This window comes from Enterobacter cloacae complex sp. 382A5 (assembly GCF_050031095.1).
Classification (GTDB): domain Bacteria; phylum Pseudomonadota; class Gammaproteobacteria; order Enterobacterales; family Enterobacteriaceae; genus Enterobacter; species Enterobacter cloacae.
Window position 1 is genome coordinate 4,688,265 of the sequence record NZ_JBLGVK010000001.1, and the last position, 24,573, is coordinate 4,712,837.

Annotated in this window: 19 protein-coding genes, 1 tRNA gene and 3 rRNA genes; 7 read left to right on the top strand and 16 right to left on the bottom strand. The window is 52.7% G+C overall.

The features are described from left to right. Window positions 1–34 precede the first annotated feature (34 nt). Complete coding sequence (locus ACQG2G_RS22175; RefSeq protein WP_032618432.1) at window positions 35–145, top strand: YshB family small membrane protein; 111 nt, start codon at window positions 35–37, stop codon at window positions 143–145. A 67-nt stretch (window positions 146–212) separates the two neighbouring features. On the opposite strand, the gene hemN is transcribed toward ACQG2G_RS22175, so the two are convergent. Beyond that, on the bottom strand, window positions 213–1,586 hold the full coding sequence (gene hemN, locus ACQG2G_RS22180) for an oxygen-independent coproporphyrinogen III oxidase (protein WP_020686871.1): 1,374 nt from the start codon (window positions 1,584–1,586) through the stop codon (window positions 213–215). A gap of 188 nt (window positions 1,587–1,774) precedes the next feature. Further along, window positions 1,775–2,287 (bottom strand): Der GTPase-activating protein YihI, encoded by a 513-nt coding sequence (gene yihI / locus ACQG2G_RS22185; protein WP_094085450.1) that lies wholly within the window; start codon window positions 2,285–2,287, stop codon window positions 1,775–1,777. A gap of 579 nt (window positions 2,288–2,866) precedes the next feature. On the opposite strand from yihI, the gene yihA reads away from it, so the two are divergent. Beyond that, window positions 2,867–3,496, top strand: coding sequence for a ribosome biogenesis GTP-binding protein YihA/YsxC (gene yihA, locus ACQG2G_RS22190; RefSeq protein WP_020686870.1), 630 nt, complete (start codon window positions 2,867–2,869; stop codon window positions 3,494–3,496). A gap of 312 nt (window positions 3,497–3,808) precedes the next feature. On the opposite strand, the gene polA is transcribed toward yihA, so the two are convergent. Continuing rightward, window positions 3,809–6,601 carry a DNA polymerase I gene (gene polA / locus ACQG2G_RS22195; protein ID WP_020686869.1) on the bottom strand — a complete coding sequence of 931 codons (2,793 nt, stop codon included), beginning with the start codon at window positions 6,599–6,601 and terminating at the stop codon, window positions 3,809–3,811. A 440-nt stretch (window positions 6,602–7,041) separates the two neighbouring features. Here polA and ACQG2G_RS22200 point away from each other — a divergent pair, with 440 nt between their 5' ends. Continuing rightward, window positions 7,042–7,950: an acyltransferase gene (locus tag ACQG2G_RS22200; RefSeq protein ID WP_013099384.1), complete on the top strand. Its 909-nt coding sequence runs from the start codon at window positions 7,042–7,044 to the stop codon at window positions 7,948–7,950. Between the two features lie 23 nt (window positions 7,951–7,973). On the opposite strand, the gene dsbA is transcribed toward ACQG2G_RS22200, so the two are convergent. From dsbA to ACQG2G_RS22215, 3 genes are all read right to left on the bottom strand, one after another. Further along, entirely contained in the window at window positions 7,974–8,597 is a 624-nt protein-coding gene (gene dsbA, locus ACQG2G_RS22205) for a thiol:disulfide interchange protein DsbA (RefSeq protein ID WP_013099385.1), read from the bottom strand. Between the two features lie 27 nt (window positions 8,598–8,624). After that, on the bottom strand, window positions 8,625–9,611 hold the full coding sequence (locus tag ACQG2G_RS22210; RefSeq protein WP_038985329.1) for a serine/threonine protein kinase: 987 nt from the start codon (window positions 9,609–9,611) through the stop codon (window positions 8,625–8,627). A gap of 75 nt (window positions 9,612–9,686) precedes the next feature. After that, on the bottom strand, window positions 9,687–9,956 hold the full coding sequence (locus ACQG2G_RS22215) for a YihD family protein (protein ID WP_013099387.1): 270 nt from the start codon (window positions 9,954–9,956) through the stop codon (window positions 9,687–9,689). 68 nt (window positions 9,957–10,024) lie between these two features. On the opposite strand from ACQG2G_RS22215, the gene mobA reads away from it, so the two are divergent. Both mobA and mobB read left to right on the top strand, forming a co-directional pair. Further along, the gene (gene mobA, locus ACQG2G_RS22220; RefSeq protein ID WP_061772279.1) at window positions 10,025–10,609 is read left to right on the top strand and encodes a molybdenum cofactor guanylyltransferase MobA; all 585 of its coding nucleotides are present in this window, start codon (window positions 10,025–10,027) and stop codon (window positions 10,607–10,609) included. After that, window positions 10,606–11,109: a molybdopterin-guanine dinucleotide biosynthesis protein MobB gene (mobB, locus tag ACQG2G_RS22225; RefSeq protein WP_061772278.1), complete on the top strand. Its 504-nt coding sequence runs from the start codon at window positions 10,606–10,608 to the stop codon at window positions 11,107–11,109. Before mobA ends, mobB begins: the two co-directional genes overlap by 4 nt. 78 nt (window positions 11,110–11,187) lie before the next feature. On the opposite strand, the gene rrf is transcribed toward mobB, so the two are convergent. The 4 genes from rrf to ACQG2G_RS22245 all read right to left on the bottom strand — a co-directional run bounded on the left by rrf (window position 11,188) and on the right by ACQG2G_RS22245 (window position 16,151). Next, a 5S ribosomal RNA gene (gene rrf, locus ACQG2G_RS22230) occupies window positions 11,188–11,303 on the bottom strand. Between the two features lie 63 nt (window positions 11,304–11,366). Then, a 23S ribosomal RNA gene (locus tag ACQG2G_RS22235) occupies window positions 11,367–14,269 on the bottom strand. A 182-nt stretch (window positions 14,270–14,451) separates the two neighbouring features. Continuing rightward, window positions 14,452–14,527: transfer RNA gene (locus ACQG2G_RS22240), tRNA-Glu, on the bottom strand. A gap of 84 nt (window positions 14,528–14,611) precedes the next feature. Next, window positions 14,612–16,151: ribosomal RNA gene (locus ACQG2G_RS22245) — 16S ribosomal RNA — on the bottom strand. Together the 16S, 23S and 5S rRNA genes with 1 tRNA gene alongside form the textbook arrangement of a ribosomal RNA operon. 455 nt (window positions 16,152–16,606) lie before the next feature. Between ACQG2G_RS22245 and ACQG2G_RS22250 the strand changes: the two genes are divergently transcribed. Continuing rightward, window positions 16,607–17,314, top strand: coding sequence for a FadR/GntR family transcriptional regulator (locus ACQG2G_RS22250; RefSeq protein WP_013099390.1), 708 nt, complete (start codon window positions 16,607–16,609; stop codon window positions 17,312–17,314). Further along, on the top strand, window positions 17,311–18,744 hold the full coding sequence (gene mdtD / locus ACQG2G_RS22255) for a multidrug transporter subunit MdtD (protein WP_020690262.1): 1,434 nt from the start codon (window positions 17,311–17,313) through the stop codon (window positions 18,742–18,744). Before ACQG2G_RS22250 ends, mdtD begins: the two co-directional genes overlap by 4 nt. Here mdtD and rbsR read toward each other — a convergent pair. The 6 genes from rbsR to rbsD all read right to left on the bottom strand — a co-directional run bounded on the left by rbsR (window position 18,710) and on the right by rbsD (window position 24,563). Beyond that, window positions 18,710–19,702 (bottom strand): ribose operon transcriptional repressor RbsR, encoded by a 993-nt coding sequence (rbsR, locus tag ACQG2G_RS22260; RefSeq protein ID WP_013099392.1) that lies wholly within the window; start codon window positions 19,700–19,702, stop codon window positions 18,710–18,712. The genes mdtD and rbsR overlap by 35 nt on opposite strands. 3 nt (window positions 19,703–19,705) lie before the next feature. Beyond that, window positions 19,706–20,635, bottom strand: coding sequence for a ribokinase (gene rbsK, locus ACQG2G_RS22265; protein ID WP_028028127.1), 930 nt, complete (start codon window positions 20,633–20,635; stop codon window positions 19,706–19,708). Window positions 20,636–20,742: 107 nt separating this feature from the next. Continuing rightward, complete coding sequence (gene rbsB, locus ACQG2G_RS22270) at window positions 20,743–21,633, bottom strand: ribose ABC transporter substrate-binding protein RbsB (RefSeq protein WP_013099394.1); 891 nt, start codon at window positions 21,631–21,633, stop codon at window positions 20,743–20,745. 27 nt (window positions 21,634–21,660) lie between these two features. Beyond that, window positions 21,661–22,626, bottom strand: coding sequence for a ribose ABC transporter permease (gene rbsC / locus ACQG2G_RS22275; protein ID WP_029883505.1), 966 nt, complete (start codon window positions 22,624–22,626; stop codon window positions 21,661–21,663). Between the two features lie 4 nt (window positions 22,627–22,630). Further along, window positions 22,631–24,136: a ribose ABC transporter ATP-binding protein RbsA gene (gene rbsA / locus ACQG2G_RS22280; protein ID WP_020690258.1), complete on the bottom strand. Its 1,506-nt coding sequence runs from the start codon at window positions 24,134–24,136 to the stop codon at window positions 22,631–22,633. 7 nt (window positions 24,137–24,143) lie between these two features. Next, window positions 24,144–24,563 (bottom strand): D-ribose pyranase, encoded by a 420-nt coding sequence (rbsD, locus tag ACQG2G_RS22285; protein ID WP_020690257.1) that lies wholly within the window; start codon window positions 24,561–24,563, stop codon window positions 24,144–24,146. Window positions 24,564–24,573: the final 10 nt, after the last annotated feature.

The window sequence follows — 24,573 nt, forward strand, 5'->3', positions numbered from 1 at the left end:
GTATGATCGTGCCCGGAAATTGGGGGTGAACATCATGCTGGAAACATTAGTACATATGCTCTCTAGCGGAGCCGCAGAAAGCCACACGCCGCAAACCGCAGTTGCTGCAGTGTTGTGTGCGGCGCTGGTTGGTCTGTTTAGCTAGCGGGTAAAAATGTAAAAGCCGGGTGGCGGCTTCGCCTTACCCGGCCTACGTTTCATGCTTTTGCGGCTTAAATCACCCGCGAGAACTGCTGCATACGCGCTTTCTGCCGAAGGTAAGCGTCAAAGCACATGCAGATATTACGAATCAATAAACGTCCTTTCGGCGTGACCTCAATCGCATTCTCCGACACATCCACCAGCCCGTCCTTCGCAAGCGGTGCCAGCAGCTTCAGGTCTTCTGCAAAATAATCGCTAAAGTGCAGATCCCACTGCGACTCAACGTCGCTGAAATCGAGACGGAAGTTGCAGATAAGCGCCTTAATCACATCACGACGAATGCAGTCGTCACGTGTTAACGCGATGCCGCGCCACAGCGCGTTGCCCTTTTCATCCACCTGCTGATAGTAGAGCTTCAACTCTTTCTGGTTTTGCGCGTAGCAATCGCCAATCATGCTGATGGCGGAAACGCCCATCCCCAGCAAATCGGTATCGCCCTGGGTGGTATAGCCCTGGAAATTACGGTGCAGTACCCCTTCGCGCTGAGCAACAGCCAGCTCGTCATCCGGACGGGCAAAGTGATCCATACCGATAAACTGATAGCCGGTCTCGGTCAGCGAGGTAATGGTTTCCTGGAGAATATCCAGTTTCTGTTGAGCAGAAGGCAGATCGGCATCTTTGATTTTGCGCTGCGCAGCAAAGAGCGTCGGCAGATGCGCATAGTTGAACACGCTCAGGCGGTCCGGGTTAAGTTCAGCCACGCGTTTCAGCGTAAAGGCAAAGCTCTCCGGTGTCTGCTTTGGCAGGCCGTAAATCAGATCGATATTGGTTGAGGTGAAACCAATTTCACGCGCATGGTTGAGTAAGGCAAAGATAAATTCTTCGTCCTGCTCGCGGTTCACCAGACGCTGAACCTCTTTATTGAAGTCCTGAACGCCCATACTCAGGCGATTGAAGCCTTCGGCACGTAAATGATCCAGCACATCCAGCTCAATTTCACGCGGATCGACCTCGATCGAGATTTCGGCGTCGTCATTAAAATGAAAATTGCCGCGAAGAAGCGCCATCAAACGGCTGATCTGCGCTTTATTCAGATAGGTTGGCGTACCGCCGCCCCAGTGAAGCTGGCTGACATGACGGCCAGTAAACAACGGCGCGCGATGCAAAATTTCCTGCTCCAGCGCATCCAGATACTGATCGGCTTTATGCTGCTGACGGGTGACAATTTTATTGCAGCCGCAGAAGTAGCAGAGCTTATGGCAGAACGGAATATGGACGTAGAGCGACAGCGGGCGTTCTGGATAGCGCGCGACGGCCTGCTGAAAATCACCCTCGCCGAAGGCATCGGAGAACTCCAGCGCGGTGGGGTATGAGGTATAACGCGGCCCGGAATAGTTATATTTCTGGATCAGGGCCAAATCCCAGTCGATAGATGGTACAGACATGCTCACTCCTTCCGTTGGTGTCGCGTTCGTATACGGCGGCCCGTTCTGGCCCCGTTGCGGACCATCATTCGGGTGCGCAGCCACTTCTGTCGCCGCGACAACCGCCGTAGTTTAACGAATAACCACACCAGATAACATATAACCGGAAGGGTTATAAGCAGGACTATCGTTCCTGCCGGGTGCAAATGTTAGTTTCCACCCTTCAGAAGACGCATCATATCTTCCTGCTTTTCGTCTTCTTCATCTTCGTCATCGTCGTATGACAGGCCCAGCTTCTGCATCAGTTCGTCGATGCGATCCAGTTTGGCATCCACCCAGGACTGCTCTTCAGCGGTCAGGGTTTCACCCTCTTCAAGACGTTCCAGCAGCGCGTCCAGGCGCTCATCGTTCTCCAGCAAATCCAGCTCAGCCTGCGGTGAAAGCATAGGTTTCTCGCTCTTTGGTTTGTGCTGCTTAGTGACCGGGGTGTCTGTCACGCCCAGTGGAATGGGAGTTTTACTGCCGATACGTGGATCTTTCTGCGGCTTATTTTTAGCAGAAGAGCCAGATGCACCGCCACCGTTTGCACGGCTACCCGCAGCATGACCGCGATGTTTTTTTTCGCGTTTGCGATCGCGCGCTTCCTGGTTCAGTTCTTCGCGCGTTTTGCGGCGTGCTTTGGCAGGGCGTTTCGCGCCCGCTGCGGAGGTCGGTTTTTTCATGATGTTTTATCTTTAAGTCGTTTTCTTCAGTATAGAATTGCGGCGAAATCTAGCAGAAAGCAAGCAAAGAAAAAAGGCGACAGAGCAATCTGTCGCCTTTTTTCCTGACTCATAACCCTTAACGGGTCAGACATTCCGTGTTTGCCTACAACAAACCCTGTTTATCCGTTGGCTGATACCGTCCGTGATACGGTTCCTTTTCCTGTTAAAACGCCTCCAGGCGCTGGTCATCCTGACAATCCTGCGTCTTCGCCTCCTGGCGCTCCTGACCCTTATCCCTAAGTCATTATCCTGTTGGCATCCCCGCCTTGACGCACACTTTACCTTGTTCATTTAAACTAACAAGCAACGAAAGGGTACAAAAACGGATTTTCAGATAATCACTCAATATTAATCTTATGATTTAAAACAGTTTGTATTTTTTTACACCTGCGATTTCTCTGAAATTTCTCATAACATCTATAGCCGATGTCTCACATCGGCCAGGGCTTAAGCCTACAGACCAGGTGCAATCAAAAAAGTCTTTTGCCTGCATTCAGGTATAATCCCCCGCAGATTACGATTTTTGGAGACGACCACGTGACTACCTGGAACTACCAACAGACGCATTTTGTCACCAGTGCGCCCGATATTCGCCACCTGCCCTCTGATACCGGCATCGAAGTGGCCTTTGCTGGCCGCTCGAATGCGGGGAAATCCAGCGCACTGAATACGCTGACCAATCAGAAGAACCTGGCGCGTACCTCAAAAACACCTGGCCGTACCCAGCTGATTAACCTGTTTGAAGTGGCCGAAGGCAAACGCCTGGTCGATTTACCGGGGTACGGTTACGCGCAGGTACCGGAAGAGATGAAGATCAAGTGGCAGCGCGCGCTGGGTGAATACCTGGAAAAGCGCATGTGCCTGAAAGGCCTGGTGGTGCTGATGGATATTCGCCACCCGCTGAAAGACCTTGATCAGCAGATGATCGACTGGGCTGTGGCAAGCGATATTGCCGTTCTGGTGCTGCTGACAAAAGCGGATAAGCTGGCGAGCGGCGCGCGTAAAGCGCAGGTGAATATGGTTCGTGAAGCGGTACTGGCATTCAACGGAGATGTGCAGGTTGAAGCGTTCTCCTCGCTGAAAAAGCAGGGTGTGGATAAGCTGCGTCAGAAGCTCGACAGCTGGTTCAGTGAGCTGGAGCCCGCAACAGAAGCGGAAGAAGAGTAATACCGGGCGCGGCCATGGCCGCGCTTTTTTTTGTCCGAAATTTTCTTTGCCGCAATAAAAAACGCCCCAGTCATTACTGACTGGGGCGGCTAAAATATTCAGCCAAATCCGATTACGTGAAGTAAAAGGTCTGAAAGATAGAACATCTTACCTCTGTACCCTACGCCGCTAACTCTACCCCTTTTTTTGCTGCAGAAAAAGCACTTTTTGTAGTTTTTTTTCATTCTTTACATAGGGAATTCTAATGATCGTCACAAAACGCACGTCGTTATGTTGCTAACTTACATAAAAAGCACGTTATTCGCCGAACCATTAGTGAGCCTGATCCCAGTTTTCACCACTTCCCACTTCCACCAGCAACGGCACATCGAGTTTCATGCTGTTTTCCATTAGTTCGTGGATCGTCTTCGACACGCTATCGAGATCGTCTTTGTGCACTTCGAACACCAGTTCATCGTGTACCTGCATGATCATTTTCACGCGCGGTTTCTCTTTTTCCAGCCAGGCATCCACGGCGATCATCGCGCGCTTGATGATGTCAGCTGCGGTTCCCTGCATAGGAGCGTTGATTGCAGCACGTTCTGCCCCGGCACGGCGTGCCGCGTTGCTGGATTTAATGTCGGGTAAGTAGAGACGACGACCGTCCAGGGTTTCAACGTAGCCTTTTTCCTTCGCCTGCGCGCGGGTGCGTTCCATATATTCCAGTACGCCCGGATATCGCTCGAAGTAGAGATCCATATACTTCTGCGACTCTTTACGCGGAATATTGAGCTGGCGTGAAAGACCGAAGGCGCTCATGCCGTAAATCAGGCCGAAGTTGATTGCTTTCGCGCTGCGGCGTTGCTCGTTTGTCACGCTGTCCAGCGGCAGACCAAAGACTTCCGCAGCGGTTGCCCGGTGGATGTCCTTCCCTTCGGCAAAGGCCGTCAACAGGCCCTTATCACGCGAGAGGTGCGCCATAATGCGCAGCTCGATTTGCGAGTAGTCAGCAGAGACAATCAGATAGTCATCAGGTGCAATAAACGCCTGACGAATGCGACGCCCTTCTTCATTTCGTACCGGAATGTTCTGCAGGTTTGGATCGGTCGAGGAGAGACGTCCGGTGGCCGCCACAGCCTGATGGTATGAAGTATGCACACGACCCGTTTTCGGGTTGATCATCAGCGGCAGCTTATCGGTGTAAGTCGATTTCAGCTTTGCCAGACCACGGTACTCCAGAATGACTTTGGGCAGTGGATAATCCAGCGCCAGCTCCTCCAGCACCTCTTCAGAGGTGGACGGTGCGCCGCCAGGGGTTTTCTTCAGCGGTTTGATCCCCTGCTTTTCAAACAGGATGGTTTGCAGCTGTTTTGGGGATGAGAGGTTAAACGGCTCACCAGCAAGCTCATGCGCCTTTTGCTCCAGTTCGGTCAGACGCTGGGCGAGTTCGCCCGAGTGGTTATGCAGTACCGTCGGATCGATTTTTACGCCATTGCGCTCGATGCGTGAAAGGACAGGTACCAGCGGCATTTCAATGTTCTGAAACACATTCAGCGGCCCTTCGTGCTTCTGCAATTTTGGCCACATTTTCAGATGCAGCTGCAGCGTGACGTCGGCATCTTCTGCCGCATAGCGTCCCGCCTCTTCCAGCGCTATCTGGTTAAAGGTGAGCTGATTTTTGCCCTTACCGGCAATCTCTTCAAACGTGATGGTTTTATGCTTTAACCAGCGGTCAGACAGGGAGTCCATATCATGACGACCTGCTACGCTGTCCAGAATGTAGGATTCCAGCATGGTATCAAACGCGATACCGCGCAGCTCAATACCGTAGTTTTGCAGAATACCGCGATCGTATTTGAGGTTTTGCCCCACCTTCAACGCGTTGTCGTCTTCCAGAATCGGCTTCAGCAGTTCCAGTACGCGTTCGCGAGAGAGTTGCTCCGGTGCGTCCAGGTAATCATGCGCGACGGGAACATAGGCAGCGATACCCGGCTCTGTCGCAAATGACAGGCCCACCATATTGGCGGTAATGTTATCCAGGCTGTCAGTTTCCGTGTCGAAAGCAAACACCGGTGCTTTTTTCAGTTTCTCGATCCAGGCAACCAGCTGTGACTCTTCAAGAATGGTTTCGTAGTGCTCAAAAGAGAGCGCTGCGGCTTCTTCTTCAGCCTGATCGTCGGCATCAATGACAATCGTCTCTTTTGGCTTCGCAGCCGGTTTGGCGCCTTTTGCCTGCAGCCATTTACCGGCTTCCACGTCGGTGGTCCAGCGCTTAAATTCGTATTTCTTAAACAGACTCAGCAGGTCATCCGCAGATGGTTGTTGTACCTCAAGCTGCTCACATCCCAGTTCCAGCTCAACATCGGTTTTAATCGTCGCCAGCTTATAGGAGAGATAAGCCACCTCTTTATTCTCTTCCAGCTTCCCGGCCATGGTTTTTGCGCCACGGAAGGAGAGCCCGGCGATTTTGTCAGACTCTGCATACAGCGTATCCAGCCCGCCCAGTCCCTGAAGGAGTGCCTGTGCCGTTTTTTCGCCAACGCCTGGCACGCCTGGGATGTTATCCGATGAGTCGCCCATCAACGCGAGGAAATCGATAATCAACTCTGGCGGCACGCCATATTTTGCGACCACCTCTTCAGGGCCGAGGATGGTGTTGGTCATGGTGTTAATCAGGGTGATCCCTGGCGTCACCAGCTGCGCCATATCTTTATCACCAGTACTGATGAGAACCGGACGGCCCATTTTTTCGGCTTCACGCGCCAGGGTGCCAATGACGTCATCCGCTTCAACACCAGAAACCGCCAGCAGTGGCAGCCCCATCGCTTTCACCATCGCGTGCAGCGGCTCAATCTGCGCACGCAGATCGTCAGGCATTGGCGGACGGTGAGATTTGTAATGCTCAAATAACTCGTCGCGGAAAGTTTTGCCTTTCGCATCAAAAACGACTGCCGCATGGGTTGGCTGATACTGAAGGATCAGGCTACGCAGCATGTTAAGTACACCGTACATCGCGCCGGTGGGTTCCCCTGCGCTATTGGTCAGAGGAGGAAACGCATGATACGCCCGATACAGGTAAGAAGAGCCGTCGACGAGAATAAGAGGGTTTTCTGGGATCTGAACCATAATGTCCGTGCCTTTAATCAATTTATGACTAAAGGATGCCACAGAAGGATGAAAACATCAGTTATTAGCGCCTGATACAGGAAAAGATTTTACGATCGTGAGGATCGCTCGCAAAAATTTAAACTGTGGATAAGTTTGTGAATACTTTCACTTCATATGACTAACAAAGGCAAAAAAAGCGTAAAGACACATAATTATCATCTATTTATCAATTAGTTATATGAGAATAATGAATTATATTGCTAGCTAATGAGAATATAGCATATGTGGATATATGCCCGGTTTGCTGCGTAATAGTAGTGAAATCTTCTGCAGCGAGATGCTGCCTGTCAACTCTCCGTATGAAAGCCCCATTATTTTGTCTGATTTCTGATAAAATCAGCGCCCTGCACCGGATAGTCGGTCGCTAACTTACAGCTAACCATTTGAAAAAGCTCATCATGTCGAGATTGCTCGCTGCAATAACATTACTGTTAAGCATCATTTTAACTATTCTGGTGACGATCGCCTGTTCTGTACCGATCATCATCGCCGGGATAATTAAACTGCTGTTACCTTTGCCTACGGTTTGGCGAGCCGTGTCGGCGTTTTGTAATTTCATGATGTACTGCTGGTGCGAAGGGTTGGCCATCCTGCTGCGCCTGAATCCTCACCTGAAGTGGGACGTTGAGGGTCTGGAAAGACTCAACAAAAAGAACTGGTATCTGCTGATCTGTAATCACCACAGCTGGGCCGACATCGTGGTGTTATGTGTGCTGTTCCGTAAGCATATCCCGATGAACAAATACTTCCTGAAGCAGCAGCTGGCCTGGGTACCGTTTATCGGCCTGGCCTGCTGGGCGCTGGATATGCCGTTTATGAAACGCTATTCGCGCAGCTATTTGATTCGCCACCCGGAGCGGCGGGGTAAGGATGTGGAAACGACGCGTCGTTCCTGCGAGAAGTTTCGCGCACATCCGACAACGATTGTGAATTTTGTCGAAGGCTCGCGGTTTACAGAAGAGAAGCGTCTTCAGACTCGCTCCCCTTATCAGAACCTGCTGCCACCCAAGGCGGCGGGTATTGCCATGGCGCTTAACGTGCTGGGGGCGCAGTTCGATAAATTACTGAACGTGACGCTCTGCTATCCGGAAAACGATAAGACGCCTTTCTTCGATATGCTTAGCGGCAAGCTGACGCGTATCGTGGTTCGTGTCGATCTGGTGCCAATTGATACCGAACTGCATGGGGATTACGTTAACGATAAGAACTTCAAACGTCGTTTCCAGCTTTGGCTTAATACGCTCTGGAAAGAGAAAGACGAGCAGATAGAGAACATCAAAGCTTCAAACAAAAACGCCGGTCATTGACCGGCGTTTTTATATCATTGGGTTTACTTCTTCTCGACCAGGTATTTCACGGTGTCTGCGTACTGCTGTACGAAGATATCCATGCTGCTGGTGTCCATGCCCTGCATGTTCAGTTGATATTTGCCGTTAACATACATCGCCGGAACGCCCTGGAGCTGCAGATCGGCTGCGGCTTTTTCCTGTTGAGCAACCAGCGATTTCACGACAAAGCTGTTCCATGCGGCGTCGTAGTCTTCACCTTTCACGCCTGCGTCAACGAACACTTTACGAATATCTGCTGCGGTCTGGACGGTCTGGGTTTTCTGCACCGCTTCAAACATAGGGGAGGTGATCTTATCTTCCACACCCAGCGCAATCGCAACCGCCCACGCCTGAGTCAGGTCTTTACCCAATGGGCCCAGGAACTCAACGTGGTATTTGGTCATTTTGGTGCCTTCCGGCAGCTTTTTCTTCACGTTGTCAGCAACATGCAGCACCTGCTCAAACTCATAGCAGTGTGGGCAATAGAACGAGAAGAACTCGAGAACCTGTGGCTCGCCAGCGACGGGCTTGTCCAGCGTGATGTACTGTTTGCCGTCGGTAAACTGTGCAGCAGAAGCGCTAAATGCCAGAATCATACCTGCCAGCGCCAGCCAAATTTTTTTCATGATTAACTCTCTCCTGGGTGTGTCCAATTAATACATCGGCGTTAGTTGCAGTGGGGGTTCCTGAAGAACCTTAACCTGCTCAGTAAATGTGGATATCTGGCTGCGCCAGTAATCCTCTCCGGTAAGCCACGGGAAATTACGAGGAAATGCGGGATCATCCCAACGCCTGATTAACCATGCGAGATAATAAACAAAACGCATCGCACGTAAAGGTTCTATCAGGGCAATTTCGTCTGAATTAAAAGGGCTAAACTCTTCATAGGCTTCAATAATCGTTTCAAGCTGCATACGTTGCTCGGCTTTGTCGCCGTTGAGCAACATCCACAAATCCTGCACCGCTGGCCCCATCCGCGCATCATCGAGGTCAACAAACAGAGGGCCATCGCGCCAGAGAATATTCCCGGCATGACAATCACCATGCAAACGCAGGACAGAAATATCATCGCGCCAGCAGGCTTTTACCGCCCCAATAAGTTTATCCGTCGCGCTGAGAAACGCGTCCTTTAACGCAGAGGGAATAAGCGCTGAGGTTTCGAAGACCTGGCGGGGCTCAATAAGGTATTCCTGAATACCGATAGTCGGGCGGGCAATAAACGACGTTTTGCGTCCCGTCTGGTGGATGCGTCCCAGATAGCGGGCAACCCACTCCATTTGGTCGATATTATCCGCTTCAAACTGGCGGCCACCCAGACTGGGAAATACAGCGTAATAGAACCCTTCGTGCGTAAGCAGCGTTTGGTTATTGAATTTTATCGGTGCGGCAACAGGAACTTCATCATTCAGTAAATCGTGAGCAAACTGATGCTCTTCCTGAATTTGTTCAGCGGACCAGCGCTTGGGGCGATAGAACTTAACAACGAAGCGCTGACGATCCTCGTCCTGGAATTGATAGACGCGGTTTTCGTAGCTATTTAGCGGGGTTAGCCCGGAATCCACCCGAATACCCTGCTCAAACAGCGCATCCATAATGGTATCCGGGTGTAATGTCTGGAAAGTAAAAGCCTGGTCGTTCATCCGATCATCCGGAAATTATACGAATGATTCAGGATATCATCTTGTGGCGATTTCGGTGCCGCCGCTTACAAGCTTTTACTCTTTAATTACGCCTCGGGCGCGCAGCAATGCGGTTTTAAAATCTTCCTCATAATCTTTCTGAATACCAGGAATAACAGCATCTTTGGCAGAGTCACGCATTTTGAGGTGATAGATCAGGATATCGTCAGAAAGGTCTGTCAGTTCACCTTCAAAACCTGACTCTTTCGCCAGTTTCTGTAAAAATTGCATCAGATTCAGCTCTGGCTCTTTTTGCCAGGCTGGCTGGAGGAGTTCAATGACTTCATTCAGACGTTTACATTTCATGGTGGTGCTCCTTTCATTTAGAGTGACACGTTAGCAGGGTCAATCCCACAATAAAAGAGGCGATATTTGTGAATCCGGGTCAGGAAATCATCGGAGTGGTTCTGGCGGGTGGCAGGGCAACGCGCATGGCGGGAAAAGATAAGGGGATTCAGCAGCTTAACGGTAAGCCACTTTGGCAGCATGTTGCTGACACGCTTGCAGATCAGGTTGCGGCAATGGCCATCAGTGCCAATCGCCATATCGATATTTATCAGCGCAGCGGATACCCCGTTTATCAGGATACTCTTGGGGATTACCCAGGACCGTTGGCCGGCATGCTCTCGGTCATGCAGCAGTCTGAGGCAGAGTGGTTTGTTTTCTGCCCGTGTGATACGCCATTTATTCCCTCCTGCCTTGTCGAGCGTCTCGTGCAGTCTCGTGATGGTGCACCGGTTGTCTGGGTGCATGACGGTGAGCGTGACCATCCTGCTATTACGCTGATTCATAGATCATTAGTTCCAGCGCTGCAGGATTACCTGACGGCGGGAGAGCGAAGAGTCATGGTGTTTATGCGTCAGTCAGGCGGCCATTCCGTTGATTTTAGTGACTGGAAGTCTGCATTTGTGAACGTGAATACGACGGAAGATTTACAGACCATGGAGGAGAAAAAATGACGCCTGTTTTAGCTATCGCCGCCTGGAGTGGTACCGGGAAAACGACGCTGCTTAAAAAGCTGATACCCGCACTTTGTGCCAGAGGCATCCGCCCAGGGCTGATTAAGCATACCCACCACAATATGGACGTCGATAAACCGGGTAAAGACAGCTATGAACTGCGTAAGGCAGGAGCCGCGCAAACCATGGTGGCAAGTCGTGAGCGGTGGGCATTGATGACGGAAACGCCCGATGAAGCACCACTGGATCTCGCGTATCTGGTTAGTCGGATGGATCACTCCACGCTTGATCTGGTGCTGGTTGAGGGGTTTAAGCATGAGGCCGTTGCAAAGATCCTGCTGTTCAGAAACGATGCCGGGCATGATGTTAGCGAGTTAACGCTGGATGAGCATGTCATTGCGGTGGCCAGCGATGTCGCTCTCGATGTTGAGGTTCCGGTGCTGGATTTAAATGATGAGGATAAGATTGCTGCGTTTATTGTGGGGTGGTGTGCGGTCTGATGCCCCTTCCACAGGGTGAGGGAGAAAACAAAAGCAAAAAACCCCGCACCTTACGGTACGGGGTTCTTCTTATTTGATGCCTGGCAGTTCCCTACTCTCACATGGGGAGACCCCACACTACCATCGGCGCTACGGCGTTTCACTTCTGAGTTCGGCATGGGGTCAGGTGGGACCACCGCGCTAAAGCCGCCAGGCAAATTCTGTTAATCTGTATCAGGCTGAAAATCGTCTCTTCGCCAAAACACCTTCGGCGTTGTAAGGTTAAGCCTCACGGTTCATTAGTATCGGTTAGCTCAACGCATCGCTGCGCTTACACACCCGACCTATCAACGTCGTCGTCTTCAACGTTCCTTCAGGAGACTTTAAGTCTCAGGGAGAACTCATCTCGGGGCAAGTTTCGTGCTTAGATGCTTTCAGCACTTATCTCTTCCGCATTTAGCTACCGGGCAGTGCCATTGGCATGACAACCCGAACACCAGTGATGCGTCCACTCCGGTCCTCTCGTACTAGGAGCAGCCCCCCTCAATTCTCCAGCGCCCACGGCAGATAGGGACCGAACTGTCTCACGACGTTCTAAACCCAGCTCGCGTACCACTTTAAATGGCGAACAGCCATACCCTTGGGACCTACTTCAGCCCCAGGATGTGATGAGCCGACATCGAGGTGCCAAACACCGCCGTCGATATGAACTCTTGGGCGGTATCAGCCTGTTATCCCCGGAGTACCTTTTATCCGTTGAGCGATGGCCCTTCCATTCAGAACCACCGGATCACTATGACCTGCTTTCGCACCTGCTCGAGCCGTCACTCTCGCAGTCAAGCTAGCTTATGCCATTGCACTAACCTCCTGATGTCCGACCAGGATTAGCTAACCTTCGTGCTCCTCCGTTACTCTTTGGGAGGAGACCGCCCCAGTCAAACTACCCACCAGACACTGTCCGCAACCCGGATTACGGGTCTACGTTAGAACACCAGCCATTAAAGGGTGGTATTTCAAGGTCGGCTCCACGCAGACTGGCGTCCACGCTTCAAAGCCTCCCACCTATCCTACACATCAAGGACCAGTGTTCAGTGTCAAGCTATAGTAAAGGTTCACGGGGTCTTTCCGTCTTGCCGCGGGTACACTGCATCTTCACAGCGAGTTCAATTTCACTGAGTCTCGGGTGGAGACAGCCTGGCCATCATTACGCCATTCGTGCAGGTCGGAACTTACCCGACAAGGAATTTCGCTACCTTAGGACCGTTATAGTTACGGCCGCCGTTTACCGGGGCTTCGATCAAGAGCTTCGCGTTGCCGCTAACCCCATCAATTAACCTTCCGGCACCGGGCAGGCGTCACACCGTATACGTCCACTTTCGTGTTTGCACAGTGCTGTGTTTTTAATAAACAGTTGCAGCCAGCTGGTATCTTCGACTGATTTCAGCTCCACCCGCAGGGGCTTCACCTACATATCAGCGTGCCTTCTCCCGAAGTTACGGCACCATTTTGCCTAGTTCCTTCACCCGAGTTCTCTCAAGCGCCTTGGTATTCTCTACCTGACCACCTGTGTCGGTTTGGGGTACGATTTCGTGTTACCTGATGCTTAGAGGCTTTTCCTGGAAGCAGGGCATTTGTTACTTCAGCACCGTAGTGCCTCGTCATCACACCTCAGCGTTAAAAGGTACCGGATTTACCTGGAACCTCCGCCTACATGCTTAAACCGGGACAACCGTCGCCCGGCTAACATAGCCTTCTCCGTCCCCCCTTCGCAGTAACACCAAGTACAGGAATATTAACCTGTTTCCCATCGACTACGCCTTTCGGCCTCGCCTTAGGGGTCGACTCACCCTGCCCCGATTAACGTTGGACAGGAACCCTTGGTCTTCCGGCGAGCGGGCTTTTCACCCGCTTTATCGTTACTTATGTCAGCATTCGCACTTCTGATACCTCCAGCAACCCTCACAGGCCACCTTCAACGGCTTACAGAACGCTCCCCTACCCAACAACACATAGTGTCGCTGCCGCAGCTTCGGTGCATGGTTTAGCCCCGTTACATCTTCCGCGCAGGCCGACTCGACCAGTGAGCTATTACGCTTTCTTTAAATGATGGCTGCTTCTAAGCCAACATCCTGGCTGTCTGGGCCTTCCCACATCGTTTCCCACTTAACCATGACTTTGGGACCTTAGCTGGCGGTCTGGGTTGTTTCCCTCTTCACGACGGACGTTAGCACCCGCCGTGTGTCTCCCGTGATAACATTCTTCGGTATTCGTAGTTTGCATCGGGTTGGTAAGCCGGGATGGCCCCCTAGCCGAAACAGTGCTCTACCCCCGAAGATGAGTTCACGAGGCGCTACCTAAATAGCTTTCGGGGAGAACCAGCTATCTCCCGGTTTGATTGGCCTTTCACCCCCAGCCACAGGTCATCCGCTAATTTTTCAACATTAGTCGGTTCGGTCCTCCAGTTAGTGTTACCCAACCTTCAACCTGCCCATGGCTAGATCACCGGGTTTCGGGTCTATACCCTGCAACTTAACGCCCAGTTAAGACTCGGTTTCCCTTCGGCTCCCCTATACGGTTAACCTTGCTACAGAATATAAGTCGCTGACCCATTATACAAAAGGTACGCAGTCACACCCGAAGGTGCTCCCACTGCTTGTACGTACACGGTTTCAGGTTCTTTTTCACTCCCCTCGCCGGGGTTCTTTTCGCCTTTCCCTCACGGTACTGGTTCACTATCGGTCAGTCAGGAGTATTTAGCCTTGGAGGATGGTCCCCCCATATTCAGACAGGATACCACGTGTCCCGCCCTACTCTTCGAGTTCACAGCCTGTGCATTTTCGTGTACGGGACTTTCACCCTGTACCGTGCGACTTTCCAGACGCTTCCACTAACACACAAGCTGATTCAGACTCTGGGCTGCTCCCCGTTCGCTCGCCGCTACTGGGGGAATCTCGGTTGATTTCTTTTCCTCGGGGTACTTAGATGTTTCAGTTCCCCCGGTTCGCCTCGTTAACCTATGTATTCAGTTAACGATAGTGTGACGAATCACACTGGGTTTCCCCATTCGGACATCGCCGGGTCAAGGGTTCATATCACCTCGCCGGCGCTTTTCGCAGATTAGCACGTCCTTCATCGCCTCTGACTGCCAGGGCATCCACCGTGTACGCTTAGTCGCTTAACCTCACAACCCGAAGATGTTTCACTTCTGATTGCGAAAATTTGAGAGACTCGAACACACATAACATGTGTGTCGTTTCAATTTTCAGCTTGATCCAGATTTTTAAAGAGCAAATATCTCAAACATGACTCGCAAGTCAGTTTTGAGATATGACGGCAGGTGACTTTCACTCACGAACCAGCAAGTGGCGTCCCCTAGGGGATTCGAACCCCTGTTACCGCCGTGAAAGGGCGGTGTCCTGGGCCTCTAGACGAAGGGGACGTACAGTCTCAATCGCAAGACGCCTTGCTATTTACTTTTCATCAGACAATCTGTGTGAGCACTACAAAGGCAGGTTCTTTAAGGTAAGGAGGTGATCCAACCGCAGGTTCCCCTACGGTTACCTTGTTACGACTTCACCCCAGTCATGAATCACAAAGTGGTAAGCGCCCTCCCGAAGGTTAAGCTACCTACTTCTTTTGCAACCCACTCCCATGGTGTGACGGGCGGTGTGTACAAGGCCCGGGAACGTATTCACCGTAGCATTCTGATCTACGATTACTAGCGATTCCGACTTCATGGAGTCGAGTTGCAGACTCCAATCCGGACTACGACGCACTTTATGAGGTCCGCTTGCTCTCGCGAGGTCGCTTCTCTTTGTATGCGCCATTGTAGCACGTGTGTAGCCCTGGTCGTAAGGGCCATGATGACTTGACGTCATCCCCACCTTCCTCCAGTTTATCACTGGCAGTCTCCTTTGAGTTCCCGGCCTAACCGCTGGCAACAAAGGATAAGGGTTGCGCTCGTTGCGGGACTTAACCCAACATTTCACAACACGAGCTGACGACAGCCATGCAGCACCTGTCTCACAGTTCCCGAAGGCACCAATCCATCTCTGGAAAGTTCTGTGGATGTCAAGACCAGGTAAGGTTCTTCGCGTTGCATCGAATTAAACCACATGCTCCACCGCTTGTGCGGGCCCCCGTCAATTCATTTGAGTTTTAACCTTGCGGCCGTACTCCCCAGGCGGTCGATTTAACGCGTTAGCTCCGGAAGCCACGCCTCAAGGGCACAACCTCCAAATCGACATCGTTTACGGCGTGGACTACCAGGGTATCTAATCCTGTTTGCTCCCCACGCTTTCGCACCTGAGCGTCAGTCTTTGTCCAGGGGGCCGCCTTCGCCACCGGTATTCCTCCAGATCTCTACGCATTTCACCGCTACACCTGGAATTCTACCCCCCTCTACAAGACTCCAGCCTGCCAGTTTCGAATGCAGTTCCCAGGTTGAGCCCGGGGATTTCACATCCGACTTGACAGACCGCCTGCGTGCGCTTTACGCCCAGTAATTCCGATTAACGCTTGCACCCTCCGTATTACCGCGGCTGCTGGCACGGAGTTAGCCGGTGCTTCTTCTGCGGGTAACGTCAATTGCTGTGGTTATTAACCACAACACCTTCCTCCCCGCTGAAAGTACTTTACAACCCGAAGGCCTTCTTCATACACGCGGCATGGCTGCATCAGGCTTGCGCCCATTGTGCAATATTCCCCACTGCTGCCTCCCGTAGGAGTCTGGACCGTGTCTCAGTTCCAGTGTGGCTGGTCATCCTCTCAGACCAGCTAGGGATCGTCGCCTAGGTGAGCCGTTACCCCACCTACTAGCTAATCCCATCTGGGCACATCTGATGGCAAGAGGCCCGAAGGTCCCCCTCTTTGGTCTTGCGACATTATGCGGTATTAGCTACCGTTTCCAGTAGTTATCCCCCTCCATCAGGCAGTTTCCCAGACATTACTCACCCGTCCGCCACTCGTCACCCGAGAGCAAGCTCTCTGTGCTACCGTTCGACTTGCATGTGTTAGGCCTGCCGCCAGCGTTCAATCTGAGCCATGATCAAACTCTTCAATTTAAAAGTTTGATGCTCAATGAATTAAACTTCGTAATGAATTACGTGTTCACTCGTTGAGACTTGGTATTCATTTATTGTCCGAAGACATTAAGAATCCATGTCACTTTGAGTGCCCACACAGATTGTCTGATAAATTGTTAAAGAGCAGTGCCGCTTCGTTTTCGCTGCGGCGCGGGGTGTGCATATTACGCTTTCCCGCTTCAGAGTCAAGCGTTTAATTTGCTTTTCTCTGCTGACCCGGCGGCGTGTGTGCCGTTGTTCCGTGTCAGTGGAGGCGCATTATAGGGAGTTATTCTGAAGTGACAAGAGGAAATTTAAAAAAAGTTTCCGTCCGTGTTTTTTTTCACCAATAGCGATGAAATCAAGCTACAAAGTGTTCTATTTGATGTATCTGCAACCACAATCACATTCACGGTGGCATACTTATCGACAAGAATCATTAAGGAATAAAAGCAATGCCATTGAGCGCACAACAGCTGGCAGCCCAAAAAAACCTGTCTTATGTGCTGGCAGAAAAGCTGGCTCAGCTGATTTTAGCGGGTAAATATGCCCCGGGTAGCATCCTGCCGGGTGAAATGGAGCTGGGCGAGCAGTTTGGCGTGAGTCGTACCGCCGTTCGCGAAGCAGTGAAAACCTTAACAGCAAAAGGCATGGTGCTACCGCGTCCGCGCATTGGCACGCGGGTAATGCCACAAAGCAACTGGAACTTCCTCGATCAGGAACTTCTCTCCTGGTGGATGACAGAAGACAACTTCAATCAGGTCGTCGATCACTTTCTGGTGATGCGCAGCAGTCTTGAGCCGCAGGCCTGCCTGCTTGCCGCCACGCTCGGGACAGCAGAACAAAAAGCCCAGCTCAACACATTAATGGAAGAGATGGTGTTCCTGAAAAAGCACTTCAACCGCGAGCGCTGGGTTGAGGTCGATATGGCCTGGCATGAACATATCTATATGATGAGCGCCAATCCGTTCCTTACCTCTTTTGCTTCTTTATTCCATTCGGTGTACCACACCTACTTTACCTCTATTACTCAGGACGAAGTGGTGAAGCTGGATCTGCATCAGGCCATTGTCGATGCCATTCAGGAGAGCGACGGGCAACGAGCCCTGAGCGCGTGCCAGGCGTTACTGGCCGCGCCAACCCACCAGCAGGTGAATAAATGACAAAGAAAAAAGCACGCAGCATGGCCGGGCTGCCGTGGATTGCAGCCATGGCGTTCTTTATGCAGGCACTGGATGCCACCATCCTCAACACCGCACTTCCCGCCATTGCGCAAAGCCTTAACCGATCGCCGCTGGCGATGCAGTCCGCCATCATCAGTTACACCCTGACGGTTGCAATGTTGATCCCGGTGAGCGGCTGGCTGGCCGATCGCTTCGGCACCCGTCGCGTATTTATGTTGGCCGTAACGCTCTTTACGCTCGGTTCGCTGGCCTGTGCATTATCATCCTCTCTGACCGAACTGGTTATCTTCCGCGTTCTGCAGGGAATTGGCGGCGCGATGATGATGCCCGTGGCGCGCCTGGCACTTTTGCGCGCCTATCCACGCAGTGAATTGCTTCCCGTGCTCAACTTCGTCACCATGCCCGGCCTGGTCGGTCCGATACTTGGCCCGGTGCTGGGCGGTGTGTTTGTCACCTGGGCCAGCTGGCACTGGATCTTCCTGATTAATATTCCAATTGGCGTAGCAGGGCTGCTGTATGCCCGTAAATATATGCCGAACTTCACCACGCCAAGACGCAGTTTCGATATGGGTGGTTTTTTCCTGTTTGGTCTGAGCCTGGTATTGTTCTCCAGCGGGATGGAGCTGTTTGGTGAGAAGATAGTGGCAACATGGCTTGCGCTGGCTGTCATTCTTGGCGGTATTTTGCTGTTCCTTCTTTATATACGTCATGCACGCCGTCACCCGACACCGCTGATCTCGCTGTCTCTCTTTAATACGCGCACTTTCTCGGTAGGTATCGCGGGGAATATTGCTTCGCGCCTGGGGACGGGCTGCGTACCGTTTTTGATGCCTCTGATGCTGCAGGTCGGTTTCGGCTATCCGGCCCTGATAGCCGGCTGCATGATGGCGCCCACGGCAATGGGCTCAATTCTGGCCAAATCAACCGTCACGCAGGTGCTGCGCTGGTTTGGCTATCGGAAGACGCTGGTTGGCGTAACGGTCTTTATCGGGCTGATGATTGCGCAGTTCTCGCTACAATCTGCCTCGCTTCCCGTCTGGATGCTGATCCTGCCGCTGTTTGTGCTGGGTATGGCAATGTCAACGCAGTTCACGTCGATGAACACGATTACTCTCGCGGATCTGACTGACGACAACGCCAGTAGTGGCAACAGCGTGCTGGCGGTGACTCAACAGTTATCAATCAGCCTTGGGGTGGCTGTCAGTGCCGCGGTACTGCGGTTCTATGAAGGTTTTGACAGCGCGAACACCGTCGAGCAGTTCCACTATACCTTTATCACGATGGGCGTACTTACCGTCGTTTCAGCGCTGGTCTTTATGCTGTTAAAACCGAAAGATGGTCGAAACCTGATTAAAGAACGCCACAAAACAAAAGCTAAACCGAACCCCGTTCCATCAGAACAGGAGTAAGCTGCAGACGTTGCTGCTGCAGCGTGGGCTGCGCCATTCGGTGTATTAATACATCAATGGCCAGCTCACCCAGTTCATCTTTTGGCTGATGGATCGTGGTCAGCGGCGGGGTCATGTAGCTGGCCAGTTCGATATCATCGTAGCCAATCACCGCCATATCGTCAGGAATACGCAATCCCGCCTGGTACAACGCCTTATACGCCCCAAATGCCATGGCATCGTTGCCAATAAAGACGGCCTGCGGGCGCGGAGTCTGCGCCAGCAATGTCTGCATCGCCTCGAAACCGCCCTGAAATTCAAAATCGCCGGTAATACGGTAACCCTCCGGAACCGCGAGTCCCGCCCGAGCCATCGCGGAAAGGTACCCCTCCAGACGTAGCCGCGCCGGGGTTTTATCCAGCGGGCCAGTAATGCAGGCGATGCGGGTATGGCCTTTGTCGATCAGATACTGGGTTGCCATATCTCCGCCCAGCAGGGAGTTATCCTGAATCAGATCGCTGGTCCCGTCGAACGGCGCCCAGTCCATCATCACCGTGGGGATAGACGGATAACGCTGAATGATCTCTTTCGAGGGTTGATGCGTTTCGGTACACAGCAGCAGTAATCCGTCGACGCGTTTTTGCATCAGCGTCTCCAGATTACGGTTCATACGCTGCTCATCCCCTTCGGTATTGCACAGCACCAGACTATAGCCGCGTTCGAAGCAGCTGCGTTCCACCCCGCGGACAAGTTCAGAATAAAAGGGATTCGTACTGGCGGTGATCAGCATGCCAATGGTGCGCGTCTGGTTGAGCTTCAGGCTGCGGGCCAGCGCAGACGGCGCATAGTTGAGATCTTTCACTGCGGCTTCGACTTTCTCCCGAATCGCCTCGCTGACGAAGCGATCGTTATTAATGACGTGGGAGACTGTCGACGTAGAAACGCCCGCCAGGCGGGCGACATCTTTCATTGTGGCCAAGCGTTACCCCTGCTGACTTAAGAATTCGTCGATCTCTTTACGCCACGGAACGGAGGGCTGGGCACCTTTGCGCGTGACGGCGATAGCCGCAGCAGCATGCGCAAAGCGGATAGCATCATCCATTCCCTTTCCTTCCAGCAGCGCTGTCACCAATGCTCCGTTAAACGTATCGCCTGCCGCGATAGTGTCAATCGCCTTGACCTTAAAGCCCGGCACGCGACGGCCTTCGCCGTTTACGCTTGCCCACACGCCGCGGCTACCGAGGGTAATGATAACGGTGCCGATGCCTTTATCGTGCAGCGCTTTCGCGGCACGTGCTGCGTCATCATCATTTTCAACACCAATGCCCGTCAGTTTTTCCGCTTCGGTTTCGTTCGGTGTAATGATGTCCACCCGCGCCAGCAGTTCGTCTGATAATACACGGGCAGGCGCAGGATTAAGTACGACAGTGGTATGATTTTGATGCGCAATGTCAGCGGCCGCCAGTACGCTTTCTACGGGCGATTCCAGCTGCATCAGTAACGCGTCGGCATTAGCGATAAGCTCGCGCTGTGCTTCAACGCGGTCCGTCGTAAGACGGGCATTCGCGCCTGCATGAATACCGATGACATTCTCACCTTCCGCGTTGACGAAAATCAGCGCCACGCCGGTCGACTCCCCTGCAACAACGCTGACTGGCGCAACATCGATGTTATCGCTGGCGAGCTGTTTACGCACGCGCTCACCGGTATCGTCATCACCCGTGCAGGCGATAAACGCGATATTTGCCCCACTGCGTCCTGCTGCAACCGCCTGGTTGGCACCTTTACCGCCAAATGCCACCTGATAATGGTTGCCGGTGACGGTTTCGCCCGGCGTCGGGAAGGATTCAAGGTTAAGAATGTGATCGGCATTGATACTGCCAAGGACGACGAGGTTGCCTGCGGTTTTCATGGTTGAGCTGTCCATCTGAGAGCGCCACCGGTGTTACCCGGTGGCGTATGCCACACTTTTCTTTATTGGTGTCCCTCAGGCAGCCAGCGACTGCCTGAATCGCCTTTTTACTGCTTGATGACCAGTTTCAGGTCAACTGGATATTTAGCCTGAACTTTTTCGCCCTTCAGCACTTTGTCAGCAGTCTGCACGCCAGTCGCGCCGATCTGCTCAGGCAGCTGAGCGATGGTCGCCGCCAGTTTGCCATCATTTACCGCTTTTTCACCATCTGGTGTGCCGTCAAATCCGACAACCATCACATCAGATTTACCTGCAGTCTGCAGGGCACGCAGCGCGCCGAGCGCCATTTCGTCGTTCTGTGCGAACACCGCCTGCACGTCTGGGTGCGCGGTCAGCAGGTTCTGCATAACGTTCAGACCTTTAGTACGGTCGAAGTCAGCAGGCTGGCTGGCCAGGACGTTAAATTTGTGAGCCGCAACCGCCTGCTGGAAACCTTCGCCACGTTCGCGGGCTGCGGACGTACCGGCAATACCCTGCAATTCGATAACTTTCGCGCCTTCACCTGCTTTCTTCGCGATGTAGTCACCCGCGATTTTACCGCCCAGCACGTTATCAGACGCAATGTGGCTCACAACGTCGCCTTTCGTTGCCTGACGGTCCAGGGTGATCACCGGGATCTTCGCCTGGTTTGCCATCTTCACGGCGTTACCCACCGCGTCAGAATCGGTTGGGTTGATCAGCAGAATTTTGGTGCCGCGAACGGTTAAGTCCTGCACGTTAGCCAGCTCTTTCGCCGGGTTGTTCTGTGAATCCAGCACCACCAGGTTGTAGCCCAGTTTGTCGGCTTCTTTCTGTGCGCCATCCTTCAGGGAGACGAAGAACGGGTTGTTCAGCGTGGAGATAACCAGCGCGATGGTGTCTTTCGCCATAGCGTTAGCACTTACGGTTGCGCTCAGCGCGACAGCAGAAACCAGGGTAGCCAGTTTTTTCATGTTCATATCTAAGATGTCCTGTAGTGTCGTCAGTTACTGTTTTTTGTTGTCTACCAGGACCGCCAGCAAAATCACCACTGCTTTAACGATCATCTGGTAATAGGAGGAAACACCTAACAAATTCAAACCATTATTCAGGAAACCGAGAATCAGTGCGCCGATCAATGTCCCAACAATGCGACCTTTACCGCCCGCAAGACTCGTACCGCCCAGAACCACTGCCGCAATGGCATCCAGCTCATACCCCGTACCCGCCGTTGGCTGCGCGGAAGAGAGGCGCGCCACTTCGATGATGCCCGCCAGAGAGGCCAGCAAACCGCACAGTGAGTAAACGATAATTTTAACTTTGTTGACGCTGATACCGGACAGACGCGTTGCCGCTTCGTTACCACCCAGTGCATAAATATAGCGGCCCAGACGCGTGTGGTGCAGCATGTACCACGCCGCCAGGAAGACGATGGCCATGATCCAGACCGGCGTCGGGATACCCAGCGGGCGACCGATACCGAACCAGCCAAACAGATCGGCGTTGTCCGTAAAGCCGGTGTTAACCGGGCTGCCGTTGGTATACACCATGGTGACACCGCGCAGCAGCAGCATCATGACCAGCGTCGCAATAAACGCCTGAACACGACCTTTCGCCACAATAACCCCGGTGACAGCACCAATTGCCGCACCCAGCGCCAGCGCAGCGGCAACGGCAACCAGCGCGTTGACCTCAATCCCGACGATTGAAGCAGCAACCGCACCGGTGAGCGCCAGCAGGGAACCGACGGACAGATCGATACCCGATGTCAGGATCACCAGTGTCATCCCGACCGCCATAATGGCGTTCACGGAGGTCTGCTGCAGAATATTGAACAGGTTATTAACGGTGAAGAAATTGGGGCTCATGGTCGACACAATCGCGATCAGCACCAGCAGGGCAATCAGCGATTTTTGTTCCATCAGCCATGCCTTTGTGAAATAACGGCGACCAGAAACAGCCTGGGTAGTCATCTTCTTACTCCTGATTCACGCGATTAAGCTTGCCCACAGCGGCAGCCATCAGAACTTCCTGGGTGGCCTGCTCGCGAGTGAATTCACCGCCGAGATGCCCTTCATGCATGACGATAATGCGATCGCTCATGCCTAATACCTCTGGCATCTCGGAAGAGACCAGAATGATGCTCAGACCGTCGGCCTTGAACTGGTTAATCAGCTGATAGATCTCTTTTTTGGCCCCGACGTCCACGCCGCGGGTAGGTTCATCAAGGATCAACACTTTCGGGCGCGTCATCAGCCCGCGTGCAATCGCCACTTTCTGTTGATTACCGCCGGACAACAGGCCAATCGCCTGTTCCATCGAGGGGGTTTTCACATTAAAGAGGCGGATAAAATCGCTGACTGCCTGCTGTTCATCTTTATGTTTCAGGCTGCCGCCGCTGCGGCTGAAATAGCGCAGGGCGGTAAGAGACATGTTCTCTTTCACCGACATGCCCAGCACTAAGCCGTCGCGCTTACGGTCTTCGGAGATATAAACAATACCATTCGCCAGGCCATCCTGCGGAGAGCGCGTCACCACTTCATGCCCGTCGAGAGTGACATAACCGCTGGATCGCGGCAGCGCACCGTACAGCACTTTCATCAGCTCGGTACGGCCAGCACCCATTAGCCCTGCCACGCCAAGAATTTCCCCTTTACGCAGGGTAAAGGAGACATTGTCCACGCCAGGGCCACAGAGGTTATCCACCTTCAGGCGGATCTCACCCGGTGCTTTGTCGAGGTGCGGGTATTGATCTTCGAGCTTGCGTCCCACCATCATTTCGATAAGCGTATCTTCCGTCAGCGATGCCACTTCACGCTCGGCAATAAACTGCCCGTCGCGGAAGACGGTAACGTCGTCGCAGATCTCGAAAATCTCTTTCATACGGTGAGAGATATAGACAATTCCACGTCCCTGCGATTTCAGCTCGCGGATGACGCGGAACAGGGATTCGGTTTCGGTATCGGTCAGGGCGTCCGTCGGTTCATCCATAATGATGACCTTCGACTCAAAGCTCAGCACTTTCGCGATCTCCACCATCTGCTGGTCGCCAATGGAGAGTTCGCCCACCAGGCGGTCGCTTTTGAAGCGCAGGTTCAGCTTCGCCAGCAGCTTATCCGCTTCGGCATACATCGTTTTCCAGTCAATTTTGCCAAACCGGTTAACAAATTCGCGGCCAAGGAAGATGTTCTCCGCAATAGTGAGCTGCGGGATCAGGTTCAGTTCCTGGTGAATAATGCCGATCCCCGCTTCCTGCGAGGCTTTTGGACCGCTGAAGGTGGTCTCTTTACCCAGCCACAAAAGTGAACCGGCATCGCGTTGATAGATACCGGTCAGCACTTTCATCATGGTGGATTTGCCGGCGCCATTCTCGCCCACCAGCGCCATTACGCGTCCGGCATAAACGTTCAGCGCCGCGCCAGAAAGGGCTTTTACGCCTGGGAACGATTTATCGATCCCTTTAAGTTGCAGTAATGCGTCCATGATGGCCTCAGAAGGTGACGCCAGCACAGAGAATGATATTCGCATACGGGGAACACTCCCCGCTGCGAATCACCGCCTGACTGTCTGCGGTTTGTTGTTTGAACTGTTCGTGCGTTGTGTAACGAATTTCTATGGTGTTTCCCTGGTGCTGTTGCAGTTGCTCAATGTGATTGAGCAACGTTTCGTGGAGTTGCGGATTATGTTGTTTAATTTCCGTCGCGAGAATGGCCGCCTCAACCTGCATCTCCGCAGTCACTACATCCAGTACCTGCATAAACGAGGGCACGCCCTGCGTTAACGCCATATCAATACGGGTTGTGTTGCGCGGAACCGGTAAGCCTGCATCGCAAACCACCAGCGTATCGGTATGCCCAAGACGGGAAATAACCGACGAGATTTCTGAGTTGAGAACCGTGCCTTTCTTCATTTTCTTGCTC